Genomic DNA, 22,368 nt, shown 5'->3' with positions numbered 1-22,368 from the left:
GGTCATCGCCGTGACGGGGTCTGGTCGGCCCCGCCACAGGGGCGTCTCGAGTGCTGCGCTAGACGTTCTCGCGCACGCTCTCTTCTACCTGCTCATAGAGGTCCTGGGCCTCATTGAACACGGTACGGCCGCCCTGCCAGACCCGCTCGACGGTCTCGCCGATGATCGGGGTCTCGTTGAAGCGAACGTCCACCGGGGTACCGACGCTGCTGGCAGGTAGCGGTTGCTCGGGAATCAACAGCACACTGGCCACGTTCTTCTGCTGGCGAACCCAGCCAGGAAAGCCGGCGCGCGGCTCGCGCTCGACATCCAGCGCCACGCTGCGCACCCGGGCATCGATCATGCCGGACTCGTGGGGCAACGAGATAAAGGCCTTCTGGTTGGGCTCGATTCGCTCGATATCGCTCATGTGAACCAGTGCCTCGACCATGATCTCGTCGTCGCCGGTGCGCACCAGCGTCATGATCCGCTCGCCCTGGTCGATATAGGTGCCGTCGGCGCTGGACAGCGCCCAGGCCACCAGGCAGTTGCAGGGACTGAAGATCTCGTTCTGGGCCTGCTCGGCCTCGAGCGCGGCCAGGCGCGAGCTCTGATACTCGCGGGCGGTCTCGAACTGGTCGATGCGGGCCCGCGCCACCGCCGGTGACACCGTGTCGTAGCTCACCGAACTGCGCCCGGCCGGCTTCGACGAGTTGGCCACACTGACCGGGCCGGAGCCCGCGGCCTCGAGGCTCTGCTCCAGGTTGTCGATCAGCTGGTCGTTATACTCCTGGGCGGCCTGGGTCAGGATCAGCCCGGACTGCAGCTCGTGGTTCCTGACACTGGTGAGCTTTTCATCGCGCTCGACGCGATCCCCGGCGCGCAGCCCGTGCTCCATCAAGACGCCGGGCCCGGGGGCGCGCACCTCGATACGCGGTGCGCTGACCGCGGCGAAGCTTGGTTCGATCAGCATGAAGTTGCGATACAGCGCCGCCGTCAACACCAGACCGAGCGCCGCAATACCGGCGACCAGCAGCAGATAGCGGCCCCAGCGCCGACCACCGCCCCCCTTGTGGCTGGCGCCGGCACCTGCGCCACCCTTGCGCTTGCGCGGTGTCTGGGCGTTCTCGCTGCCGACCATCGACTGGGGATCGAGGTGGCGGCCACTCAGGCGTGCCCGGACGATGTCCTTGACCAGCGCCAGGTGCTGCGGCTCGATCGAGGTGAATTCCCAGCCGGTCAGCGGCGCTTCACCCTGGTGGGCTTCGGTCTTGTGGCGGCACACCGCCGAGAAGGGCACGATGAACTCGCGCCCGGCTTCCTGGATACGCAGCTCCGCCTGGATCCAGTCGCCGGGGGCATGGCGCTGGTCGCCTCGCATGGCCATGCCGCCCAGGGAAAGATCGATGCCCCTGGCGTGCTCGCCCTGCGGCATCACCACCTCGAAGTCGGGTGAGACGCGAATATGGTGACGCTCGCTGCGAGCTTCATGGCTGACCTGATCCATCCGGCTCGCGGTGTCGTCACGCCTGTTGCCGTCGTTGTCTGTGGTCATGGTTGATCCGTTGTGCTTGGTGTCCGAAGGGCGCGGCCGCCACTCGGGCAGGGACGCGCTTGCTTGCTGTGGTGTCGTTAAGTTGGCGAGTGGCAGGCACTCTGCGCACGTGGTGTCGCGCGGGCGGTGTGACGGTGGCTAGAGCACCTGCACCTCGAGGCGTTCCAGAGCGATCTCCTGCCCGCCCAGGGACAGTGCACAGCCGGCATCGACCGGGCAGCTCACCCTGGCCTCGCGGCTCGCGGTCAGCCCCGGCAGCCTGAGTGCCTGGGCGGCGAATTCGGGGCTCAGCGACAGCACGGTGGCGTCGCCGTCATCGGCGCCGAGCAGGCGCTCGACGCGCACCTCGTCCTCGCTGCCCAGTTCGCTGGCCAGCTGATGGTCCAGTGCCACCACGCCGGGGGGCAGGCGCAGCGCCGTGCCTTCCGGTGCCCGCACTGCCGCCTGGGACAACCAGCGGTTGTCGCTGCCAGTGTCGACCTGGTCGGCGGCAAGCTGCTCGCTCAGCAGGTTGGCGCTGGGCAGATCAGGGGCCTTGAGTGCCCCGGTGACCAGCACCAGCACCAGCACCAGTGCACCCATATGGAAGCCATGCAGCAGGTGGCCCATGCGCCGCTGGCGACGTGCCGCCCGGGGGTCGTCGGGCTCGCCGGCGGCGATGCCCTGGCGCGACCAGGCCTGACGGTTGAAGCGAAAGCTGACGTAGGTCTTCAGCAGCGCACCGAAGATCTGGTTGTAGTAGAGCAGCGGCAGCCACAGCACGCTGAAGCGGCGACGCTGCAGGGCCAGCACCAGAGTCGCGATACCGCGGGTGAACAGGATCCACAGCAGGTAGGCGAAGATGAACGAAGGCCGCACGAACAGCGTGACCAGGATCGCCACCGTGGGACCGATCAGGGTGGTCCACATCGACAGCCGCTGATCGACCAGACACCACCAGGTGAACCAGCCCATGGGCCTGGGGCCGAGCTGAATAGCCCTGCCACTGGTGCGCAGCATGTTGCCGTACCAGCGACGCATCAGATCCGTGGTGGAATGAAAGAAGCGATGACGATCGGGCAGCTCCTCGAAACCACTGACGTACACGTCCGGCACGTACAGCATCTTCCAGCCGCGCTTGAGCAGGCAGAACCAGGTGGACTTGTCGTCCCCGGACAGAAACTTGAAGGTGCCGAAGCGCCAGTGGTCGATATGGTCGCTTTCGACCGTCTGGATAAACTCCCGCTCCACCGCCACATCGGCACGAAACACGCTGTAGCGACCGGTCAGCACCAGTTGGCGCTCGGAGATCGACATCGAGCTCATCATCAGGTGACGCTGGGCGTAGCGCAGGTCGTACCACTCGCGGGTAGCGTCGCCACCGGTCACCCGGGCGCGGTTGTTGGTGGTGATGGCGCCCAGGTCCGAGCGCATCAGCAGAAACGGCAGCGAGCGCTCGAGGGTGCCGGGTTCCAGCAGGATGTCCCCGTCCATCGACACCAGCAGCGACGAGGGCCCGGGCATCTGGCGCGAGATGGCACGCAGCACCTCGGCCATGGCCGAGCGCTTGCCGTCTCCGCGCTGAAACATGTAACGCACGGACACGTTGGCCGGCTGGCCGCATACGTCCATCACGTGCTGGATCACGTCGACGTCGGTGCGGTCGGACACCGAGGCGAAGATGGTGGTCGGCACGCCGTAGTTGGCGCACTCTTGCACCAGCGCCTCATAGACCGGGAAGCTCACCTCCGGCTCGATGCGAAAGGAGGTGCACAGTACGAAGAGTTCGTCCGGCCGTATGGCCTGGGCCGTGGCGTCGGCGTCACGGCGCAGCTGCGGAAAACGCACTCGGTTGTACCACAGCGAGCGCGCCGCATGGATGAACCACCAGCTGTAGCGCCAGGCACCGATGGCCCCGATGGCAAAGAAGAAGCTCTGCGACTCGGGGGAAAAGACGTCGTCGGGCAGCTCCAGTACCAGGATCGTCAGCAGCGCCAGCAACAGAAGCATGGTTGCAAGCTCGGTGACGCGGCTGGCCCTGGAGGAGGCGAAGGTCGCCTTGCTCATGCCTCCTCCTCAGCCGTTGGCCACGTGACGGCGGCCGATGGCGTGGTACTGAAGCCCCGCCTCACGCACACGGCTCGGCTCGAACAGGTTGCGTCCATCGATGATCACCGGACGCTTCAAGCGCTCGCGGATGGTGGCAAACTCGAAGCCACGAAAGCTCTTCCACTCGGTGCAGATCACCAGGGCATCGGCACCCTCGAGCGCCTGTTCGGCGGAGTCGGCCAGCGCCAGGTCGTCACGCTCTCCATACAGACGCTGGCATTCCGCCTGGGCCTCGGGGTCGTAGGCGCGAACGCTGGCGCCGACCTCCCACAGCGACTCCATCAGCACTCGGCTAGGCGCCTCGCGCATGTCGTCGGTGTTGGGCTTGAAGGCGAGCCCCCACAGGGCGATGGTGCGCCCGGCGACATCGCCGTCCAGGGCCTCGTCGAGCATCCGAAACAGACGATGCTTCTGGCCCTTGTTGACCTGCTCGACGGCCTTGAGCAGCGCCACCGGCTGCTGCACTTCGTTGGCGGTCTGAGCCAGCGCCTTGACGTCCTTGGGGAAGCAGGAGCCACCGTAGCCGCAGCCCGGATAGATAAAGTGGTAGCCGATGCGCGGGTCGCTGCCGATGCCGTGGCGGACCTGTTCGATGTCGGCGTCCAGCTCCTCGGCCAGATTGGCCATCTCGTTGATGAAGCTGATCTTGGTGGCAAGCATGGCGTTGGCGGCGTACTTGGTCAGCTCGGCGCTGCGCACGTCCATGAAGATCATCTTGTCCTGCTGACGGCTGAACGGGCTGTAGCACTCCCGCATCAGGCGGCGGACCTCGTCGGAGTCGGTGCCGACCACGATGCGCGCACCACGACTGAAGTCATCGATGGCCGCCCCTTCCTTGAGGAATTCGGGGTTGGAGCAGACATCGAAGGCCTGCTCGGCGCCACGTTCGGCCAGGGTCTGCTCGACGGTCTGGCGAACCCGGTCGGCGGTGCCCACCGGCACGGTGGACTTGTCGATGATGACCTTGTAACCCTCCATGTGTTGACCGATGGTGCGCGCCACGCTCAACACATAGTGCAGGTCGGCACTGCCATCCTCATCCGAGGGCGTGCCGACAGCGATGAACTGCAGGGTAGCAAAGGCCACGGCCAGGGCCGGGTCGGTGGTGAAGTTCAGACGGCCGGCCTCGACGTTGCTGGCGATCAGCGTTTCCAGGCCAGGCTCGTAGATCGGGATGTCGCCTTGTTCAAGACGCGCGACCTTGTCCTTGTCGACGTCCATGCAGATCACATTGTGTCCCGCGTCGGCCAGACAGGCGCCTGTCACCAGGCCGACGTAGCCCGATCCAAAGATGGTGATATTCATGCGGTTCTATGCTCCAGCGACGAGCCGCCTCGATGCCTGGCAACGCAGGTCGACGCGTCGGTCGTTGTCGTCGAATGATCTTCCACTGCAGACCGGCGCAAGCCGCGGGCTCGCTTGAACACTGCGCGGTGGGCTCGTCGCCGGGTGCGAAAACGGGTGGTCGGGATGCCTTGCCAGTCCCTTCATCGGGCGTCCCTGGCTTGGGACGCCGAGGGCATCCCGACGCAAGGAGTGGTTCCGTCCAACTCCGAGGGGCACGTTAGGCGGCGAAGATTAATCCAGTATTAGCGGAAGGAAATTCTTTGCCGACAACCACTTGCTGACCCGATCGAGGCGCCCCTTGCCGATCAGCGGTACGCCGGACACACTGACGATTAGCGGCGGCGGCGATGGACCGGCGCCGCGGTACCCCAGCCGACAACAGACTTCCGTCGCCCCCTCCCCGGACAAGCGAGGCCGCCGTGACCACATCGACTCCCACTTCCACCCTGTCGGCGGCCTGGAGCCTCTGGGCGCTGCTACTCGGCGTCGGCCTGCTGATGCTCGGCAATGGACTGCAGGGCAGCCTGCTCGGGGTGCGCGCCGCCGAGGAATCCTTCGGCAACACGGTCACCGGGCTGGTGATGTCTGCCTACTTCGTCGGCTTTCTGGCCGGCTCCACCCTGACCCCACGCAAGCTTCGCGACGTCGGCCATATCCGGGTGTTCGCCGCCCTGGCCTCGATCACCTCCATCGCCATCCTGGTCCACGTCATGTTCATCGACCCCTGGGTGTGGGCGGCGATGCGGTTGATGACCGGCTTCGCCTACGCAGGGCTCTACGTGGTGACCGAAAGCTGGCTCAACGGCCACGCCAGCAACCACCTGCGCGGGCGTCTGCTGGCGTTCTACATGGTCATCAGCTATCTCGGCATGGGCGGCGGCCAGTTGCTGCTGAACGTGGCGGACCCCAGCGGCATCCTGCTGTTCTTGATCGTCTCGATACTGATGTCGCTGGCGCTGGTGCCGATCCTGTTGAGCTACACCCCGCAGCCGGACACCAGCCAGCCCGAGGCGATGAACCTGCTGCGCCTGTATCGACTGTCACCGCTGGGCACCCTCGGCTGCCTGCTGACCGGGATCGCCAACGGTACTGTGTTCGGCATGGGCGCGGTGTTTGCCGCCAACCATGGCCTGGAAACCCACCAGATCGCCGCCTTCATGGGGGCGTTCATCCTCGGCGGGGCGCTGTTTCAATGGCCCCTGGGCAAGCTCTCCGACAAGACCGACCGCCAATGGGTGATCCTCATCGTCGCCGCCCTGGCCACCGCCTTCTCGCTGGCCGGGCTGCTGTTCGACCAGGGCGCAAGCCATGCGCTGACGCTGCTCGGCGTGCTGCTGGGCGGCACCACCCTGACGCTCTATTCGCTGTTTCTCGCCTGCGCCAATGACGTCCTGACACCGCAGCAGACGGTGTCCGCCAGCAGCAGTCTGGTGCTGGCGCTCGGCATCGGCGCCATCCTCGGCCCGCTAAGCACGGGGCTGTTGATGGACCTGCTGGGCTCTGCCGGCTTTCTGTGGGACCTGGCGCTGATCCACGCGCTTATCGTGGTCTTCGGCGGCTACTGCCTATGGCGCTATCCGAACCAGCCGTCGGACACCCACGGCCACTATGTCGCGGTCCCCGCCGGCACCGCCTCCCTGGGGGCGACCTGGGTCGAGGAAGCGGCCGACGATCCGGTGCAGCTCGACCTGGAACTGATGGACGCGGACGAGGAGTCCTCCCTGGAGGAAGGCCCGGCGAGCGCCGCCGAACCCGAGCGTACCTGACAGGCCCCCTGCCGAACGCGCCCGCCAGAACACGCCTACCGTCGTTTTTCCCCGCCAGCGCCTTGCGCTGGCGGGCCTCGCATCACCGCCAATGTCCCTTCCCACCTCCAGCGGCGTCTTCTACCGCCGGCCGCCTTCTGCCAGATCGTCTTGCCCCTGGTCGTTCGCGTCAGGGCTGCTCTTCTTGCCTGGTTTCCTTTTCTTGCCTGGCCTTCTCTTGGTTCCTGACCTTCTCCGCTTGCTCGGCCCCTGCACCAGGCCAATGGTGCCACTTCGCCAAAAAGTTCTGCCGTTTTGTGCATTTGTGGCATCTCGCATAGACAACTTGGCAGCGCTCATAAACACCCGTCAATGGAAACGTGAATAATTTGCATTCTTAAAACATAAACAGGGAACCCCTTTCGTGCCGTACCATTCCGCTCCCCTCACCTGCCTTGTTCCAAGCCGTCTCGTTCCTGGCCACCTCGTTCCTGGCCGCCTGGCTATCGCCATTGCCCTTGCCTCCGGTGCCGTCCTGTCGACCCCGGTGCTGGCCCAGGACGCCGAGCAACTCGCCAGCATGACCGTGGTCGGTGACGACCTGCGTGCCACCACCGAATCGACCAAGAGCTACCAGGTGGCCTCCAGCACCAGCGCCAACGGCCTGACGCTGACGCCGCGCCAGACGCCACAGTCGATCAGCTTCCTGACCCGCCAGCAGATGGACGACGAGGCCATCACCAGCACCACCGAGGCTGTGGAACGGCTGCCCGGCGTCTCGGCGATCCGTCTGGACGGTACTCGCACCAGCTTCCAGTCCCGCGGCTACACCATTCGCAACTTCCAGTTCGATGGCCTGCAGAGCAATACCAGCGCGTTCTGGCCGTTCGGCGACGCCGAGTGGGATACCGCCATCTACGACCGGGTCGAGGTCGTGCGCGGCGCCACCGGCCTGATGACCGGGGTCGGCGATCCTTCTGCCACCGTCAACTTTGTGCGCAAGAAGCCGCTAGACGAGGCGGCGGGTAGCGTGACTGCCGCGGTGGGCCGATGGGACCGGGGGCGCGGGGTGGTCGATGTCAGTACCCCGCTGGACAGCGAGGGGCGTGTCGGCGTGCGCTTCGTGGCGGCCAAGGACAGCTCGGACAGCTTCATGGACGGCGTCGAGAACGACCGCGAGACCCTTTACGGGGTGATCGCCGCCGAGCTGACCGACAACACCGAGCTCAGCGTGGGCATCGAGTACCAGCACTACGACCAGGACGGCGCCTACATTGGCGTGCCGCAGTACTACCTGGACGGTGGCCGTACCGACTTCGACCGCTCCACCGCCAACAACACCGACTGGGCCAACTTCTTCACCGAGAACACCCGCGCCTTCGTCGACCTGACCCACCACTTCGACAATGGCTGGTCCGCCCGCGCCGCCTACAGCTACGGCGACGCCAACTATGGCCTGACCTACAACTACCGCGGCGGCTATCCGGATCGCGAGACCGGTGTGCTCTACTACACGCCCAGCTACGCCACCGAATCCTACCTGGTCGACTATCGCGGCGATCGCACCCAGAAGAATCTGCATGTCAGCGCCGAAGGTCCCTTCACCCTGTTCGGCCGCGAGCATCAGCTCGGCTTCGGCTACATGGACCTGCACGAGGACTACCAGATCAACAGTCGCGGCCCGGCCGGCGACGTGCCGGCGCTGGGCAGCTTCAGCGACCGCAACGACCCGGCCCTGGCAGAACCGGTCTGGGGCGAGTGGGGCCTGACCGATGACACCGTGACCGAACAGCAGGGCTACTACGCGGTATCCCGCTTCTCGCTGGCAGACCCGGTGCACTTTATCGTCGGCGCGCGCATGACCGACTGGAAGATCGACCAGGACTATCGCGGCGAGCGTGAGTACGAGTACGACAACGAGTTCACCCCCTACGCGGGTCTGATCGTCGACATCACCGACGACCTCAGCGCCTACGCCAGCTACACCGAGATCTTCAACACCCAGAGCGAGCGCTCGCCCAGCGGCGCCCTGCTGGATCCGCTGGAAGGCATCAACTACGAGGCCGGTCTCAAGGCCGAGCTGTTCGACGATCGTGCCGACGTGTCCTTCGCGGTGTTCCACAGCCAGCAGGACAATCTGGCGGTGGAAATCCCCGGGGTCTTCGTCGCGGGCACCACCGACCAGGCCTACACCACCACCGACGGCGCCGAGGTCGAAGGCTTCGAGCTCGAGATCGCAGGCGAGGTGGCCGACGGCGTCAACCTGTCCGCCAGCTACGCCCTGGTAGACGCCGAGGACGCCGACGGTGAGCAGCTCAACACCAGCTATGCCCGCCAGCAGGCCAAGCTGTTCGCCAGCTGGCAGCTGCCTGGCCGCTGGTCGAACCTGACCCTCGGCGGCGGTGCGCGCTGGCAGGGTGACACCTACCGCGACAACGACACCCCCAACGGCACCGAGAAGATCGGTCAGGGTGACGTCTTTGTCGCCGATGCCATGGCCCGCTATCGCATCAACGACAGCATGAGCGCCCAGCTCAACGTCACCAACCTGTTCGACGAGGAGTACTACTCGCAGCTCGGCTTCTATAGCCAGGGTATCTATGGCGAGCCGCGCAGCGCGCTGCTGAGCCTGACCTACGACTTCTAGCGCCCTGGAACGCCGAAACCTCGACATCCGCGTCGGGCGCTGTGCGCCCGACCGGCACTCGCGACACCACTGTCAAACCGGCTCTCCTGCGAGAGCCGGTCATCGCCTCTATAAGGAAGACCCCATGCCCCTGATCCACCCACGCTGGCCGCTCGGCCTTGTGTTACTCGCCGCCGTCCAGCCTGTCCTCGCCGCTGGCGACGATGGCTATCCAATCGAAATCGAGCACGCGCTCGGCGTCACCGTGATCGAGGAAAAGCCCGAACGGGTCGCCACGGTGGCCTGGGCCAACCACGAGGTGCCGCTGGCGCTCGGAGTGGTGCCGGTGGGCTTTCCCGCTACCACCTTCGGCGATGACGATGGCGATGGCCTCTGGCCCTGGGTGGAGCAGCGTCTTGACGAGCTCGACGCCGGCCCCCCCAACCTGTTCGACGAAGGCGATGGCATCGACTTCGAGGCGGTGGCCGCGAGCCAGCCCGACGTTATCCTGGCGGCCTATTCCGCCCTCAGCCGCTCCGACTACGACACCCTCAGCAAGATCGCCCCGGTGGTGGCCTACCCCGAAGCCCCCTGGTCGTCGGGCTGGCGCGACATGATCCGGCTCAACAGCGCCGGCATGGGCATGGCCGAGGAAGGCGAGGCCTTGATCGCACGCCTGGAGGCCCAGGTGGAGCAACAGATCGCCGAGCACCCGGAACTCGCCGGCAAGAGCGCCATGCTGATCAGCCATATCAAGCCCACCGACCTCAGTCAGATCAATTTCTACAACGACAACGACGCCCGGGTGCGCTTCTTGCACGAGATCGGCCTGACCTCGCCCCAGTTCGTCACCGACAGCTCCGTTGACGGCCGTTTCGCCGGCTCCATCAGCGCCGAGCGTATCGACGAGATTGCCGATGTCGACATCATCATTACCTATGGTGGCGAGCCGCTGGTGGAGCGACTCAACGAGCATATGCTGACCTCGCGCCTGCCCGCGGTGGAACAGGGCTCGCTGGTGCTGCTCGGCAACAATCCCACAGGAACCGCGGCCAACCCGACGCCGCTGTCGATCCCCTGGGTGCTCGACGACTACGTCGAACGACTGGCCGAAGCCGCTCGCAAGCGTCAGCAACCCTGAATGGAGCGTCTGGACGGGATGGATACGCACAAATGAGCAGGAAGGGAAGGATATGAAGGCAAGGCCGCTGGCGCCTGGCAGGCCACGCCATTCGCGCCCGACCGGCGTCTATCTGCTGCTGGCGGCGCTGGCCGCCAGCGTCATGATGTCGGTGGTCATCGGCGCCAGGCCGACGGATCTGACCGCGCTCATGGGTCTGCTGGATGGGCGTATCGACTCCATCGACGAAGCGGCAATCGCCAGCCGTCTGCCCCGCACCCTGCTGGCGTTGCTGGCGGGGGCCGCGCTGGCCGTGGCCGGGGCGACCATGCAAGGCCTGACCCGCAATCCTCTGGCCGATCCAGGCCTGCTCGGGGTCAACGCCGGCGCCGCGCTGGCAGTCGTCATCGGCATCGCCTGGTTCGATATGCAGCAGGCCTCTGGTTACATCTGGGTGGCCATCGCCGGCGCCGGCGCCAGTGCACTGCTGGTCTACCTGGTGGCCAACCTCGGACGAGGCGGCGCCACCCCTCTCAGGCTGGCGCTGAGCGGCGCGGTGGTGACCGCCGCCCTGACCTCGCTGACCTCCGCTGTGATTCTGCCCCGCACCGACATCGCCGGGCTGATCCATTCCTGGCTGATCGGCGGCGTCGGCGGCGCTACCCTCGATCGCATCACCCCGGTGCTGCCCTTTCTGGCCCTGGGCATTGCCGCGTCGCTGCTGGCGGCGCGCAAGCTCAACCTGATGGCGCTGGGCGATGAGGCGGCGACCGGCCTCGGCGAGCGCGTGGCCCTGGCCCGAGCGCTGGCCGCGGTGGGGGCCATCCTGCTGTGCGGGGCGACCACCGCGGCCTGTGGTCCCATCGGATTCGTCGGCCTGGTCGTGCCCCACGCGCTGCGCCTGCTGGTCGGTGCCGACTACCGCCGCCTGCTGCCGCTGTGTGCCCTCGGCGGCGCCCTGCTGGTCATACTGGCCGACACTCTGGGCCGGGTGCTGGTCCGTCCGGCAGAACTCGACGTCGGTATCGTCACCGCCCTGCTCGGCGGTCCGGTCTTCATCTGGATCGTCCGCCGCCATACGCTGAGGTCACTGTGACGACGACACCGACCACCTCCCAGCGAGCGACGGCCACTCAAGCCATGTCCTGCCGAGCGACGTCCTCTCAAGCCATGTCCCCCCGAGCGACGTCCTCTCAAGCAAGGTCCACCCAAGCAAGGTCCACGCCGTCGACCGTCAGGCAACTGCGACGGCAACGCCAACGCCAGCGCCGGCGGATCATTGCGCTGCTGCTGTGTGCGCTGCTTGCCGGGGTCTGCCTCACCCTGATGCTGGGCCAGTCGTGGATCGACCCTGCCACGGTGATCGCGGTGCTGTCCGGCGAGCAGGTACCCGGCGCCTCCTTCACCCTGATGGAGTTGAGGCTACCCCGGGCGCTGATTGCTGTGCTGGCCGGGGCCTGCTTCGGCCTCGGCGGCGCCGCCTTCCAGACCATGCTGCGCAATCCGCTGGCCAGCCCCGACGTGATCGGTATCAGCGCCGGCGCCAGCGCAGCGGCGGTCTTCGCCATCGTCATGCTGTCGCTGCGTGGCGCTCCGGTGGCACTGGTGGCCATCGTCGGCGGTCTTGGCGTCGCCGTGCTGATCTATGCCCTGTCGTGGCGCCGCGGCGTCGCCGATACTCGCCTGATTCTGACCGGCATCGGCCTCGCCGCCATGCTCCAGAGCGCCATCGCCTACCTGCTGACCCAGGCCCCGGCCTGGCCACTGCAGGAGGCCATGCGCTGGATGACCGGCAGCCTCAACAGCGTGCACCTGGATCAGAGCCTGCCCCTGCTGCTGGCGCTGGTCGTGCTTGGCCTGCCGCTACTTCACTTCGCCAGGGACCTGGAGGCGATGCGCCTGGGCGATGACATGGCCCGGGGGCTCGGTGTCAGGCTGTCGCTCACCCGCCTGGGCATCGTGATCGCGGCGGTGGGGCTGGTCGCCTTTGCCACCGCGGTGACCGGGCCGATCGCCTTCGTCGCCTTCCTCAGCGGCCCGGTCGCCGCCTGGTTGATCCGTCACAATGGCTCGGTGCTGATCCCCGCCGCCCTGGTCGGCGCCCTGTTCGTGCTGCTGGGTGACTTTATCGGCCAGCATCTGCTGCCGGCCCGCTATCCCGTGGGGGTGGTCACCGGCGTGATCGGCGCCCCCTACCTGATTACCCTCGTCATGCGCGACAACGCCCGAGGATCCACCTGATGACGCCTACCCGACTCAGTGCCCGAGGCCTGACCGCCGGCTACCGTGACCGAGCGGTCCTCGACAACATCGATCTGGAGGTCAAGCCAGCGGGTATCACCGCCATCGTCGGCGCCAACGCCTGCGGCAAGTCGACCCTGCTGCGTTCGCTGTCACGCCTGCTGGCGCCGCAGCGCGGCCAGGTATTGCTCGACGGCCACGACCTGCACCGGCTGCCCGCCAGGCGCCTGGCCCAGCGCCTGGGACTGCTGCCTCAGGCGCCACTCGCCCCTGAAGGCATCACCGTGCTGGAGCTGGTCAGCCGTGGCCGCCACCCCCACCAGGGCATGTTTCAGCGCTGGAGCCGCGAAGACGATGACGCCGTCAGCGAGGCGCTGGAAGCCACCGACACCACCGGCCTCGCCGAGCGTGTGCTGGAGGAACTGTCAGGCGGCCAGCGCCAGCGGGTATGGATCGCCATGGCCCTGGCCCAGCGCACCGACGTGCTGCTGCTCGACGAACCCACCACCTATCTCGATATCCACCACCAGGTCGAGGTGCTCGATCTGCTCGAGGACCTCAACCGCCAGCGCGGCACCACCATCGTCATGGTGCTGCATGAGCTCAACCTTGCCGCGCGCTATGCCGATGAGTTGATCGCCATGGCCGCCGGCAAGGTCTACTCAAGCGGCCCGGCCAGTGAGGTGATGACCACCACCATGGTCAGGGAGGTATTCGGACTGGACAGCCACGTCTTCGCAGACCCCGTCAGCGGCCGCCCGATGATGGTCCCGCTGGGTCGACAGGACCGCAGGCCACACTCGCAGGCAAGGGCAGTGCACAAGGATCGTCGATCGACGGTCCCCGACACCGAAGCGTCATCATCGTGACATGACCTCGGCAGCACGCTGGGACTCGCGGTGGCGACGGTCGGCCGCCCTGATCACGATGCTGGCCATGATGTTGGCCAGGATACGGGCCAGGGTGCCGACGCGATGCTGGCGCGATGGTTGAGCAGCGCCGCCGCGGCACGTTAGGGTCCCGGGCTGACAAATGCCCAGAGGCAAGCGCCCAGTGGCAAGCGCCCAATGGCCTTGCCAGGCGCTACGCCCAGGCGTGCCGCGACCGTTCCTTTTCCCAGACAGGAGCACGATGATGAAGACCATTCTGATCACCGGCGCCGGCAGCGGACTCGGCGAAGGTACGGCACTGGCCCTGGCCAGGGCGGGACACAAGGTCATCGCTACCACGGAGATCTGGCCCCAGGTCACCTCGCTCAAGGAAAAGGCCCGGCAGCAGGAACTGACGCTCACCGTCGAAAAGCTCGATATCACCGACAAGCGCGACCGCGACGCGGTGTTTTCCAGCTACGGGCACCAGGTCGATATCGTGGTGGCCAACGCCGCCATCGGCGAGACCGGTCCGCTGGCCGAGATCCCGGTGGACCGGGTACGCCGAGTGTTCGAGACCAACGTCTTCTCGACCCTGGAATTCGTGCAGCCCTACGCCCGCGAGTTCGTCGAGCGAGGCAAGGGCAAGATCGTACTGACCTCCTCCATCGCTGGTTTCACCACCTTCCCCTACCTCGGTCCCTACGTCGCCTCGAAGCACGCCCTCGAAGGCATGGCGCAACTGCTCTACGAAGAGCTCGCCCCGCTGGGCGTCAAGGTGGCCACCATTAACCCCGGCCCCTTCCGCACCGGCTTCAACGACCGCATGTACAACACCCTGGACCAGTGGTACGACCCCGACGCCTGCTTCACCCCTGAAAAACCGATTCGCTCGGTGCAGCAGCAGTTTGCCGGCGACGACCTGCAGCAGGACCCGGCGGCCATGATCGACGAGATGGCACGACTGATCCCGCTGGACGAGCACCGCTTCCGCAATGTCTACCCGGACAGCTTCGAGGCCAGTGCCAAGGAATATCAGGATGGGCTGTGGGATCGACTCATCTGAGGCTTGTCTGTTGATCGTGTCCCGGGGCCTGTAAGGTTGGTTGCCCTGCTAACGACCAACCCGGGACACCTTTCTTCAGGAGTAGAGGCCGACATGCCCACACCCCAAGATAGCCGCGACAGCGACACCACCATCACCGTCGACATCGTCTCCGACGTCGTCTGTCCCTGGTGCATCATCGGCTACCGCCAGCTCGCCGAGGCGGCGCGCCAGAGCGGGATCGACATCGAGGTGCACTGGCACCCCTTCGAGCTCAATCCGCAGATGGGCGAGGAAGGCGAAAACCTGCGCGAGCATATCGCCGCCAAGTACGGCACCAGCGATGAGGACTCGCGCAGCGCACGGGAACGGCTCACCCAGATGGGCGCCGACCTCGGCTTCACCTTCAACTACACCGATGACATGCGCATGGTGAATACCTTCCGCGCCCACCAGTTGATCGACTGGGCGGAGCAGCGCTCTCCAGATGAAGGCCACCGCATGAAGCAGGCCCTGTTCAGCGCCTTCTTCACCGAGCGCCGCGACCTCCACCGAGTCGACGTGCTGGCCGATGTGGCGGAGAGTCTCGGCCATGACCGCGCCGAAGTAGTGACGATACTCGAGTCGGGCGAGCGCGGCGAATCGGTGCGACAGCGCCAGGCCTTCTGGCAACAGCAGGGCATCAGCGGGGTACCCGCCATGGTGTTCAACCGCCGCTACCTGGTCACCGGCGCCCAGGGCGTCGAGAACTACCAGGAAGTCCTTGCGCAGGTGGCCGCCGAGCGAGCCGAAGTGACGTCATGACGACAACGCCGGGTGCCACAACACCCGGCGTTATTGGTCAGGCCCGCGGGCCTGACCCTACGTTCTGACGAACGGAAAGGTCAGTTCAGCTCAACCCTAGATGGCTCTAAGACTCTTCGAGCGGAAGATCGACCGAGGCATGTAGAAGGACACCACCCAGTTGGGCTGATCGACGATCTCGCTGACCCGCAGCCGCCCTGCCACGCTGCAAAGCGCGTAGGCCAGCTGCTCATCCATGCCGGCCTGACGGTGCAACCGATCGATCATGAAGCGCACCGCGTCACGGGCGCCCTGCATCAGGTCCGGCCCCACCCCGGTGGTGACCAGAAAGCCCGCATCTTCCTCGCTCGACGCTCCCGGCGGCACGTCGAACATCGGCGCAGGAATATTGCCTGCCTTGTGCAGACGCAATGTGGCCGTGGCGGCCATGCGGGTCTCTACCGCCGTTCCGCAGACCTCACCATCACCCTGGCAGGCGTGGGTGTCGCCGATGCTCAGAAGCCCTCCCTTGACCTGCACCGGCAGGTACAGCCGAGCTCCCTTTACCAGGTCACGGATGTCGAGATTGCCGCCGCAGATGCGCGGCGGCACGATGGAGTGCTGCCCCGGCTCAGCAGGCGCGAGCCCGATGGTACCGGCGAAGGGCCGAAACGGAATCACGATGTCCTCGTCGAAGTACACCGACTCGCTGTCGTACTCCGACACCTTGAGCCAGGGCGAGGTGAAATCGTCGGCCAGCAGCCCGAAACCCGGGATCAGCCCCGTCCAGCCCCACTGCCCCGGCTCGAAGTCGACCAGCTCCACCTCGATCACATCGCCGGGTTCGGCATCCTCCATATAGAGGGGGCCACACACCGGATTGAGCTCCCCTGCCGGCAGTCGGGTCAGCGCGTCGGCCTGGCTGTGTCGGGTAATCAAGCCACCGCTGGCATCGAGAATATCGAAGCGCCGAGTATCACCGGAACTGATCGTTTCCTGCGGCTCGAGGGCGTGGTCAAAACAGTGATGAACGTCGTGTATCGTCTTGATCTTCATTCTTGTGTCTCCACCTCGAGGCGCCGGTCGTCTCCGCCGACCGACGCCTCGAGTGTTTTCAATTGGCCCTGGGCGCTGTTCTCAACATCGACGAGCGCAGGCACTTTTCAGGCAAGCCTTAGATTTCCATCTGCACGGCACGTCCACCGCGCTTGGCAAAGGCGTAGACGCCGACACCGACAACCGCCCAGGCCAGCCCGATCAGCACGGTATAGGACTCGAACCCGCTCCAGATGTAGCCGACCACGGCCAGGCCGAGCAGCGGACACAGGATATGCAGGAAGGGATTGGCTGCCTTCTTCTTGAACACGAAGTAGTAGAGCGTGGTGATGTTCAGAATGATGAAGGCGGTCAGGGCGCCGATTGTCACGATGGAGGTCAACAACGCCAGCTGCTGCATGAAAGCGATCCCCGCGACGATGGACACGGCACCGACCAGCAGCGCACTGACGTAGGGCGTCTTGAAGCGCGGGTGAACGCGAGCCAGCGGCGCCGGCAGCAGCCGATCACGGCCCATGCTGTAGAGGATTCGCGCGGTCGCGATCTGGGCCACCAGGGAGTCAGCGACGCCCCAGGCGATAGCGGTGGTCGCGGCGGTCAGCACCGCCAGCCAGCCGCCCCCGGCGATACGTGCGGTTTCATAGAAGGCGGTGTCGAGATTGTTGAACGAGGCGGGATCGGGCTGGATCAGCGCCGCCACCCAGGTCTGGGCGATGAACAGGCCACCGATGATCAACAGCACCAGGAAGATCGCCTTGCTGACCGCCTTGCCACCGCCCTTGGCCTCTTCCGCCAGGGTGGAGATGCCATCGAAGCCGAGGAAACTCAGCACCGCGATCGGCACCGCAGAGATGATCAGCCCCAGCGAGAAGTCATCGGCATCGTAGACCGGGGCCATCGAGAAGACCGCACCGTTGACGTTGTTGCTGATGGCCACCACCCCCACCACCAGAAACACCGCCAGCACCAGCAGTTCGGCCACCAGCATCCAGCGGTTGAAGGCGGCGGTAAAGCTGATGCCGCGAATATTGATGTAGGTATTGAACACGACGAAGGCCACCACCAGCAGGATCGGTGACAGTGACGGGAAGATGTCGTGTATCGCCAGCGCCCCCACCACGTACAACAGCGCCGGAATCAGGATGTAGTCCAGCAGCATGATCCAGCCCGCGACGAAGCCGGCAAAGCTGCCCGCCCCGCGGGACACGTAGGAGTACACCGAGCCTGCTACCGGGAATTCCTTGGCCATCTGGGAGTAGCAGATGGCGGTAAACAGCATCCCCACCAGTCCGATGACATAGGCGGTGACGATCATGCCACCGCTGGCGCTCATGACGTGGCCGAAGATACCGAAGGGAGCAATCGGCACGATGAAGATCAGGCCGTAGATCACCAGATCTCTCAGCTTGAGCGTTCGTGAGAGTTCCTGGGTGTAGCCCAGACTCTCCAGGGTATTGTCACTCATCGGTGATTTCCTCTTGTTCTAGTTGGCAAGGCGGGGATCTCCCGCCATCGAGCGGTCGAAGACGTCCACCGGGTCGAGACTGCCTGCGTGGCGACACTGGGCGGCCTCTTGCTGTGCATTCCCTTGGCCGGTCAAGAATCTGACGGCGCCGTGTATACTCGAACCCGCCAGCAGACCCGGACGCGGTTCGCGACCTGCGACAGTGCGCCGGACACAGCGACGTTGGCCGCTTCATTTTTAGAAAATCACACTTAAAGGTATTGTGACAATACCTTTTGGAGAGAACCCTATGCTTGAACCGTCTCGAACCGACCTGCCAGGCGCCGGCGGCGCCCGCTCTGCCACCCAGGAGCTGGCGGACCGGATCGTGACGGCGATCGCCATTGGCGCCTACTCCCCCGGGGATCGCCTGCCGCCGGAGCGCGACCTGGCGGAGCGCCAGGGGGTCAGTCGCGTCACCGTCCGCGGCGCCTTGAAGATCGTGGGCGAGCTTGGCCTGATCGAATCCCGCCGTGGTCGTGATGGCGGTACCTTTGTCACCTTCAAACGGGTCGACGAGGCCTCGCCCAACACCGCCCAGCGTATCCTCGGACAGGAGCTGCCCCAGCTCAGGGACTTCTTCGACTATCGCTGTCTGGTGGAGGGGCTGGTGGCCAGAACCGCCGCCGAGCGTCACGACGAGGCCCAGGCCAAAACGTTGCAGGCGCTGCTGGACCGCTTCTGCGACACCGACGACGCCTCCGTCGCCCGCCAACTCGATGAGCGCCTTCACGACTGCATCATGGCGATGGCCGACAATCACCATCTGGTCGCCCAGTCACGTCAGCTGACGGCGCGCGCCACCCTGGGATTCGGCTCCGAACCCTACCCCGCCGAATCATTGCCAAGGGCAAGACGGGAACATCGTGAACTGGTCCAGGCCATCCTCGAGCGACGCGCAGACGACGCCTTCAGCGTCGCCCAGCATCACTTCACACTGACGCTTGCGATCATGGAGCATTCACTGGATGGGCGACCGCTCTAGCCCGACTCCCGGGAAAGCGGCTTTGGTGAGGGGTTTGATGAAGGGCTTTGCAAGCGGCTTTGGCGAGGGATTTGATGAGGGGCTTTGCTGAAGTGCCTTGGCAAAGAGTTCAGAAATCAAGGAAGAGAACCGGTGGACGAACGAGCCGGGCAGGCCCTCTGATTCGCCTAAAAAATGGCCCGCTATTCGCGGGCCATGGTCGTCTCGGTGCATCCGTTTTCAGGTTTCACAGAACTGCGCCACACCATCCCTGAACGACCAGTCGATGTCCTGGTTCTCGGTGATGGTGATCATGACGTTATGCGGGGGGATGCCGGGGTTTTCGGCAAGTGACTCGACGACCCTGGCGTAGAACGCCTTCTTGTCGGCGTCCGGGCGACCACTTCGCATCACCAGGTGCATCATGACGCGATCCGAATCACGCCTTTGCAACTGCAGGTTCTCCGGCTCGCACTCATTGATCACTTGGTAGCGATCATCGTCGGGGAAGCCCATGGTATCGATGACGGCAGCGTTAACCTGAGCCGCCACGGCCCTGACGTAGTCTCTCGACTTCCCTTTCACTAGATTGATCGTCACAAACGGCATCCACCCCTCCTGTCCCGGTCAATGATTGACGCTCTGTATTCGACGCTGTTGGTTGTCTTTCGTCGCGAGCTCGGCCGACGTCTAGCGATGGCGGAAGACCGGCGCACGCTTCTTGACGAAGGCATTCATGCCTTCCTTCTGCCCCTCGGTGGCAAAGGCCGCCTGGAACAGTAGACGCTCCTGGCGCAGGCCTTCCGCCAGCGGGGTCTCGAAGGCCGCGTTGACCGCTCGCTTGGCCATCTTGACGGCTGGCGCGTTGTAGCCTGCGATGGTGTGCGCCGCCTCGAGGGCAGTCTGCATCAGCTCATCCTTCGGCACGACTCGCGCCACCAGGCCAATCTCCTTGGCCTCCTGGGCGCCGATGTTGCGACCGGTCAGCACCAGGTCCATCGCCATCGCCTTGCCGACCGAACGTGCCAGTCGCTGGGAGCCACCGATGCCGGGCAGGATCCCCAGCTTGATCTCGGGTTGCCCGAACTGGGCGTCGTCGGACGCGATGATCATGTCGCACAGCAGGGCCAGCTCGCAGCCGCCGCCCAGCGCAAAGCCGGCCACCGCAGCGATGATGGGCTTGGAAATGTGGCGCACCTCGTCCCAGGGGGCCAGGAAGTCATCCATGTAGAAATCGGTGAACGACTTCTCGGCCATCTCCTCGATATCGGCGCCGGCCGCAAAGGCTCTCGGGTTGCCGGTAATCACGATGGCACCGATGCCGGGGTCGGCGTCCAGCTCGCGCAGTACCGCGAGCGTTTCTTCCGCCAGTTGGCGATTGAGTGCGTTCAAGCTTTTCGGGCGATTCAGGATGATCAGCCCGACCCGTTCACGGCGTTCCACCACGATCATCTCTGGCTCACCGTTACCTGCCTCAAACGAAGCCTCGGAGGCGACATTCTGTGTTTGTTCTTCGACCTTCTTGTTCATCTCTTGTCTCCTGACGTTACCCGTAAACCAGCTACGTATCGGTTCGATACGCTCCCACCTGCGGCCGCCACCTCGCCTGGTCGTGATGCGACCTGACTGCGCCGCGCCACACCGGATATTCACGACCCGATATCGCCAAGCGGCGTACATCTGATGAAAAAACGCATCTGACGACTAGGGTTTTCCGACCCGCTTGCCCAGATCTCGAGCGGGTCCTTGACCCTGGTTATCGGAGGCCGCCGGGGCCCCCTTTATCCGGGTGGCGGCGCTGCCACTCGCCTTGCGCGAGTCTTGCCTGGCCATCGCTGCTTGATCGCCTTGGGCTCCTTGACGTTGCCCCGAGGATGCCGTGTCGGCCTTGGCCGACCCCGCCTTGCCGGCTTGCCCTGGCGTGGAAGGCAGGCAATAGGAGCCGTGACGCGCCATCAACTCATCGAGAATGGCCTGTCGATGTTGACCCAGGCCTGGCGCCACCAGCGGTGTGTCGCTGCCAAGGTCCACCCTGCCGGTCATCTTTATCGGGTTGCCCGCCGTCCTGAAGGGCTTCCCGGCGCTTCCCTGGACCTGGACGATCATGTTTCTCGCCTTCAACTGGGGATGATCGAGCAGTTTGTCGATGGTGTTGATCGGTGAGCAGGGAACGCCTTCCTCGTTGAGCAGGTCGACCCAGTGCTGCACGGGCCTGGTCGTCAGGATGCGTTCCATCTCCTCCACCAGCGCCGGGCGATTCTGGCAGCGAAGATCATTGGTGATGAACCGGGGATCGAAGGCCAGTCGCGAGGCGCCGATGGCATCGGCCATCAGCAGAAACAGGGTGTCGTTGCCGGCGGCGATGACCAGCTTGCCATCCTCGGCCTTGAAGCTTTCGAAGGGCGCCAGCGACGGGTGGCAATCACCGGTTCTATTCGGCACGACGCCTTCGATGTCGTAGCGTGCCAGCGCCGTTTCCATCATCGCCGCCTGGCAGTCCAGCATGCCGATATCGACACGGGTCCCCTGGGCGTCCTTGGTTCGGCTGTACAGCGAAGAGATGATGCCCACCGCCGCAAACAGGGCCGCGCTCAGGTCGCCAAAGCTGGTACCGACTCGGGCCGGTTCACCGTCCGGCCAACCGGTCAGACTCATCACGCCGCCCATGGCCTGCACCACCATGTCGTAGCCTGGCAACTCGCTGAACGGGCCGGTGTGACCGAAGCCTGAAATCGAGGAATAGATCAGGTGAGGATGGGTCTGGGCGAGACGCTCCGGCCCATAGCCAAGACGCTCCATGACCCCGGGCCTGAAGTTCTCCACCAGCACATCGGCCTCGTCCAGCAGGCGCTCCAGCAACTCGCGATCACGCGGCGACTTGATGTCCAGTACGATGCTTTCCTTGTTTCTATTGAAGCAACTGAAGTAGGCACTTTCGTTTTCGACAAAGGGGCCGAACTCTCGTGTGTCGTCACCGGTGCCGATCTTTTCGACCTTGATGACGCGAGCGCCAAGGTCCGCCAGGACCATGGTGCAGTAGGGCCCTGCAAGCACCCGCGAGAAGTCCAGTACCGTCACGCCGTCCAGAGGCCCTTTCTTTGGTTCGTCCAGTGGTGTGTTGGCCATCAACTTGTCTCCTGTGTTGTTGTATCGAGCGCCAGCGTCAGCTGGCGACTGGCCACACCGGAGGCACGGTGGCAGGCGTGCTGATGGCCCGGAGAGGCACGTTCACCGATCTGGCCAGCGACGAGAAGGGAAGCGATAGCGGTCATAGGGATCGGCCCTTTATAAAATTTGTTTAATCTGCACCGAGGGGAATCGACCCTTGGTGGGGCTCCTTCTTGGTTATGCCTCAGAATATGGGGACTACAGACCAGTACAATTCAGTTATTCGCAATCCAGATATAAGTTTTGAAAATATCAAAACCCACTAAGTGAGAACCCGA

The 22,368-nt window shown here is 64.9% G+C and carries 17 protein-coding genes; 9 read left to right on the top strand and 8 right to left on the bottom strand.

The window, feature by feature from the left end:
- Positions 1 to 58 precede the first annotated feature (58 nt).
- The 3 genes from NFG58_RS06455 to NFG58_RS06445 form a co-directional block, all read right to left on the bottom strand.
- Positions 59 to 1,534, bottom strand: coding sequence for an HlyD family efflux transporter periplasmic adaptor subunit (locus NFG58_RS06455; RefSeq protein WP_287165756.1), 1,476 nt, complete (start codon positions 1,532 to 1,534; stop codon positions 59 to 61).
- 138 nt (positions 1,535 to 1,672) lie between these two features.
- On the bottom strand, positions 1,673 to 3,580 hold the full coding sequence (locus NFG58_RS06450) for a glycosyltransferase (RefSeq protein ID WP_124802310.1): 1,908 nt from the start codon (positions 3,578 to 3,580) through the stop codon (positions 1,673 to 1,675).
- A gap of 9 nt (positions 3,581 to 3,589) precedes the next feature.
- Positions 3,590 to 4,927 (bottom strand): UDP-glucose/GDP-mannose dehydrogenase family protein, encoded by a 1,338-nt coding sequence (locus tag NFG58_RS06445; RefSeq protein ID WP_124802312.1) that lies wholly within the window; start codon positions 4,925 to 4,927, stop codon positions 3,590 to 3,592.
- 461 nt (positions 4,928 to 5,388) lie between these two features.
- Between NFG58_RS06445 and NFG58_RS06440 the strand changes: the two genes are divergently transcribed.
- The 8 genes from NFG58_RS06440 (at position 5,389) to NFG58_RS06405 (ending at position 15,419) form a co-directional block, all read left to right on the top strand.
- Positions 5,389 to 6,735, top strand: coding sequence for an MFS transporter (locus tag NFG58_RS06440; RefSeq protein ID WP_348827799.1), 1,347 nt, complete (start codon positions 5,389 to 5,391; stop codon positions 6,733 to 6,735).
- A gap of 403 nt (positions 6,736 to 7,138) precedes the next feature.
- Positions 7,139 to 9,361, top strand: coding sequence for a TonB-dependent siderophore receptor (locus tag NFG58_RS06435; RefSeq protein ID WP_348827798.1), 2,223 nt, complete (start codon positions 7,139 to 7,141; stop codon positions 9,359 to 9,361).
- Positions 9,362 to 9,485: 124 nt separating this feature from the next.
- A complete protein-coding gene (locus NFG58_RS06430; RefSeq protein WP_348827797.1) occupies positions 9,486 to 10,481 on the top strand; it encodes an iron-siderophore ABC transporter substrate-binding protein in 996 nt (331 codons plus the stop codon).
- 52 nt (positions 10,482 to 10,533) lie between these two features.
- The gene (locus NFG58_RS06425; protein ID WP_348815677.1) at positions 10,534 to 11,556 is read left to right on the top strand and encodes an iron ABC transporter permease; all 1,023 of its coding nucleotides are present in this window, start codon (positions 10,534 to 10,536) and stop codon (positions 11,554 to 11,556) included.
- A 74-nt stretch (positions 11,557 to 11,630) separates the two neighbouring features.
- Positions 11,631 to 12,701, top strand: coding sequence for an iron ABC transporter permease (locus NFG58_RS06420; RefSeq protein ID WP_348827796.1), 1,071 nt, complete (start codon positions 11,631 to 11,633; stop codon positions 12,699 to 12,701).
- Positions 12,701 to 13,570, top strand: a complete 870-nt coding sequence (locus tag NFG58_RS06415; RefSeq protein ID WP_253029095.1) for an ABC transporter ATP-binding protein — start codon at positions 12,701 to 12,703, stop codon at positions 13,568 to 13,570. Before NFG58_RS06420 ends, NFG58_RS06415 begins: the two co-directional genes overlap by 1 nt.
- A gap of 265 nt (positions 13,571 to 13,835) precedes the next feature.
- Positions 13,836 to 14,636, top strand: coding sequence for an SDR family oxidoreductase (locus tag NFG58_RS06410; RefSeq protein ID WP_286985654.1), 801 nt, complete (start codon positions 13,836 to 13,838; stop codon positions 14,634 to 14,636).
- A gap of 93 nt (positions 14,637 to 14,729) precedes the next feature.
- Complete coding sequence (locus NFG58_RS06405) at positions 14,730 to 15,419, top strand: DsbA family oxidoreductase (RefSeq protein ID WP_348827795.1); 690 nt, start codon at positions 14,730 to 14,732, stop codon at positions 15,417 to 15,419.
- A gap of 96 nt (positions 15,420 to 15,515) precedes the next feature.
- On the opposite strand, the gene NFG58_RS06400 is transcribed toward NFG58_RS06405, so the two are convergent.
- On the bottom strand, positions 15,516 to 16,454 hold the full coding sequence (locus tag NFG58_RS06400) for an acetamidase/formamidase family protein (RefSeq protein WP_045990938.1): 939 nt from the start codon (positions 16,452 to 16,454) through the stop codon (positions 15,516 to 15,518).
- 118 nt (positions 16,455 to 16,572) lie between these two features.
- Positions 16,573 to 17,919 (bottom strand): APC family permease, encoded by a 1,347-nt coding sequence (locus NFG58_RS06395; RefSeq protein WP_108449869.1) that lies wholly within the window; start codon positions 17,917 to 17,919, stop codon positions 16,573 to 16,575.
- Between the two features lie 289 nt (positions 17,920 to 18,208).
- Here NFG58_RS06395 and NFG58_RS06390 point away from each other — a divergent pair, with 289 nt between their 5' ends.
- Positions 18,209 to 18,943: an FCD domain-containing protein gene (locus tag NFG58_RS06390; protein WP_108449868.1), complete on the top strand. Its 735-nt coding sequence runs from the start codon at positions 18,209 to 18,211 to the stop codon at positions 18,941 to 18,943.
- A gap of 219 nt (positions 18,944 to 19,162) precedes the next feature.
- Here the strand turns inward: NFG58_RS06390 and NFG58_RS06385 are convergent, their stop codons facing one another.
- From NFG58_RS06385 to NFG58_RS06375, 3 genes are all read right to left on the bottom strand, one after another.
- Complete coding sequence (locus NFG58_RS06385) at positions 19,163 to 19,531, bottom strand: tautomerase family protein (RefSeq protein WP_348827794.1); 369 nt, start codon at positions 19,529 to 19,531, stop codon at positions 19,163 to 19,165.
- An 81-nt stretch (positions 19,532 to 19,612) separates the two neighbouring features.
- Positions 19,613 to 20,374, bottom strand: a complete 762-nt coding sequence (locus NFG58_RS06380; RefSeq protein WP_348828119.1) for an enoyl-CoA hydratase-related protein — start codon at positions 20,372 to 20,374, stop codon at positions 19,613 to 19,615.
- 252 nt (positions 20,375 to 20,626) lie between these two features.
- Entirely contained in the window at positions 20,627 to 22,048 is a 1,422-nt protein-coding gene (locus NFG58_RS06375) for a CoA transferase (protein ID WP_348827793.1), read from the bottom strand.
- Positions 22,049 to 22,368 lie beyond the last annotated feature (320 nt).

The sequence above is a fragment of the Halomonas sp. RT37 genome (genome assembly GCF_040070525.1).
In the GTDB taxonomy this organism is placed as follows: Bacteria; Pseudomonadota; Gammaproteobacteria; order Pseudomonadales; family Halomonadaceae; genus Halomonas; species Halomonas litopenaei.
This window is presented reverse-complemented; position numbering and strand designations above follow the sequence as displayed.

Bases quoted from the DNA above. Each gene is read 5' to 3' on its own strand.
- NFG58_RS06455 (WP_287165756.1), bottom strand. From the start codon at position 1,534: ATGACCACAGACAACGACGGCAACAGGCGTGACGACACCGCGAGCCGG.
- NFG58_RS06450 (WP_124802310.1), bottom strand. From the start codon at position 3,580: ATGAGCAAGGCGACCTTCGCCTCCTCCAGGGCCAGCCGCGTCACCGAG.
- NFG58_RS06445 (WP_124802312.1), bottom strand. From the start codon at position 4,927: ATGAATATCACCATCTTTGGATCGGGCTACGTCGGCCTGGTGACAGGC.
- NFG58_RS06430 (WP_348827797.1), top strand. From the start codon at position 9,486: ATGCCCCTGATCCACCCACGCTGGCCGCTCGGCCTTGTGTTACTCGCC.
- NFG58_RS06425 (WP_348815677.1), top strand. From the start codon at position 10,534: ATGAAGGCAAGGCCGCTGGCGCCTGGCAGGCCACGCCATTCGCGCCCG.
- NFG58_RS06420 (WP_348827796.1), top strand. From the start codon at position 11,631: ATGTCCCCCCGAGCGACGTCCTCTCAAGCAAGGTCCACCCAAGCAAGG.
- NFG58_RS06415 (WP_253029095.1), top strand. From the start codon at position 12,701: ATGACGCCTACCCGACTCAGTGCCCGAGGCCTGACCGCCGGCTACCGT.
- NFG58_RS06410 (WP_286985654.1), top strand. From the start codon at position 13,836: ATGAAGACCATTCTGATCACCGGCGCCGGCAGCGGACTCGGCGAAGGT.
- NFG58_RS06405 (WP_348827795.1), top strand. From the start codon at position 14,730: ATGCCCACACCCCAAGATAGCCGCGACAGCGACACCACCATCACCGTC.
- NFG58_RS06400 (WP_045990938.1), bottom strand. From the start codon at position 16,454: ATGAAGATCAAGACGATACACGACGTTCATCACTGTTTTGACCACGCC.
- NFG58_RS06395 (WP_108449869.1), bottom strand. From the start codon at position 17,919: ATGAGTGACAATACCCTGGAGAGTCTGGGCTACACCCAGGAACTCTCA.
- NFG58_RS06390 (WP_108449868.1), top strand. From the start codon at position 18,209: ATGCTTGAACCGTCTCGAACCGACCTGCCAGGCGCCGGCGGCGCCCGC.
- NFG58_RS06385 (WP_348827794.1), bottom strand. From the start codon at position 19,531: ATGCCGTTTGTGACGATCAATCTAGTGAAAGGGAAGTCGAGAGACTAC.
- NFG58_RS06380 (WP_348828119.1), bottom strand. From the start codon at position 20,374: ATGATCGTGGTGGAACGCCGTGAACGGGTCGGGCTGATCATCCTGAAT.
- NFG58_RS06375 (WP_348827793.1), bottom strand. From the start codon at position 22,048: ATGGCCAACACACCACTGGACGAACCAAAGAAAGGGCCTCTGGACGGC.